The sequence below is a fragment of the Nocardioides sp. genome (assembly GCF_036401255.1).
In the GTDB taxonomy this organism is placed as follows: Bacteria; Actinomycetota; Actinomycetes; order Propionibacteriales; family Nocardioidaceae; genus Nocardioides.
In genome coordinates, this window is sequence record NZ_DASWVI010000381.1 from 1 (window position 1) to 1,876 (window position 1,876).

A 1,876-nucleotide genomic window follows, 5' to 3' on the forward strand; every position below is an offset into this window, starting at 1 on the left:
GCGATCAGGTCGTCGTCGACACCGGCGAGCACCCGGCCGAGCTCGGCCAGCGTGGTGACGCCGAGCTCCGGCAGCAGGCTCGCGATCCACGCGTAGTGGTCGGTGCGCGACCACTCGGCGTCGGCGTACTGGCCGGCGAGGTAGGCCGCCAGCTCGCGCGAGGTGATGCCGACCGCCTCGGTGTCGGGCTCCTCGGGGGCGCTGCCGCGCAGCCGGTCGCGGATCGTGGTGAACTCCTGGTCGGCGAGCTCGAGCAGGCCGGCGGCCAGGGTGAACCGGCGGTCGAAGTCGCGGGCGTGCTCCTCGGGCACCGTGCCCTTGTAGCGGATGTCGTGCTCGAACTCCGCCCACGCGTGCTGCAGCACCGTGCGCACCTGGACCTGGGCGGTCATCCCGTCCTCGCGCGCGACCTGGAGGTGGCGGCTGGCATAGCCGAACCGGCCCTCACTCGCGGTCTCCTGACCGAGGTCGCGGTCGTCGAGGATCCGCAGCTGGCTGCCGAGCACCTCCGCGACCGCGGCGACGTCGCTGCGCACGTAGGTGATCACCCGCAGGCCGACCTGGTCGCCGATGTCGCGCAGCGGGTCGGTGTAGAGCGGGACGCCGTCGACGGTCCGGACGGCCTTGGCGGCGAACGAGTCGACGCTCTTGGCCCGCCCGGTGACGGTCAGGTAGTTGATGCCGGCCTCGTCGAGGATCGAGGTCAGCTGGTCGACGAACTCCCGCGCGACGACCGCCAGGTGGGGCTGGCGCTCGGCGTACTCCTCCACCGCGGAGCGGATCGTGGCGTCCGCATCGGGGAGCGTGGGCGTCACGATGTAGCCCCGCTCGAGGTCGCCGTACGTCGTGGTCCGCTCGGGCCACCGGTGCGCGAACAGCGCGACGTAGGCGCAGACGACCGCATCGACCTGGTCCTCGACCTCGCGCAGGTGGCTCTTGCGGGTGGCGCCCTCGACCTGCGCGCGCAGCGTCTGCCAGCGGCCGTCGACGGTGACGATCCGCTCGACGTGGCCCATCAGCGTCAGCAGCTCCGAACGAAGCAGCTCGAGGTCGCGGCCGCGCTTGTCCTTGTACTTCAGCGTGCGGGCCAGCCCGAACAGCACGATCGTCGCCGGGTGGGGGTAGACCTCGATCGCCCGCCGCTCCCGGCCGGAGCGCGGGTCCATGTCCAGGTGCAGCCGCTTGCACACGCGCGCACCGCGGGAGCCGGCGACGAACTCCGGCTTGCTGGTGTTCGACGGGTGCGGCGCCGCCTCGAACCGGCGGAAGTCCCGGCCCAGCGCCTGCTCCGCCGGCCGTGAGCCGGTGGCGTTCGTGACGATCAGCGGCGCATCGACGGCGACCAGGCACGGGCCGTCGACGTACGGCGCGAGGTCGGCCACGATCTCGTCGTCGGAGTGCACGGTCGACACGTGCAGCAGCCGCGCGTCGGCGTCGAGGACGGCCAGGCCGGTCGGACGCCGCTCACCCCAGGCGAGGTCCACGCCCACGTAGTGCATGGGATGAAGACTGCCCTACCGGCGGGCTCGGCGCTGCTCAGCCCTCCGCCCGCAGCAGCGCCACCCGGGCCGAGCGTGCGGCATGGATCGCCCGGTCGACCCGCCCCGAGCCGCGTCGGGTCACCTCGTCGCGCGGCCGCTCGCGGACGCGCGCGGTGGCGGTGGCGGTGTTCACGGCGACGGGGTTCATGCGGGACACGCTCCAGGCTTCGATCCGGGTCGGACGTCTGGCCAGGAGGCGAGGTCGGGACTCCTGATACGCCGGTCTGGACCGCCGCCGCGACTCTGCTTCGGCCTGCGGGCCTGCTCGGGTCGTCGTTGCTTGGCAGCAAAGCGGGCCAGGTCCCCTCGGGTTGCGGCCTGCCCCCGGCTTCCCG

Annotated in this window: 2 protein-coding genes; both read right to left on the bottom strand. The window is 73.2% G+C overall.

Annotated elements, in window-relative coordinates; all coding sequences use genetic code 11:
• On the bottom strand, window positions 1-1,499 hold a 1,499-nt coding region (locus VGD85_RS17725; RefSeq protein ID WP_331064756.1), incomplete at its 3' end, for a DUF429 domain-containing protein.
• Window positions 1,500-1,536: 37 nt separating this feature from the next.
• Window positions 1,537-1,689 (bottom strand): hypothetical protein, encoded by a 153-nt coding sequence (locus VGD85_RS17730; protein WP_331064757.1) that lies wholly within the window; start codon window positions 1,687-1,689, stop codon window positions 1,537-1,539.
• Between the last annotated feature and the right edge of the window lie 187 nt (window positions 1,690-1,876).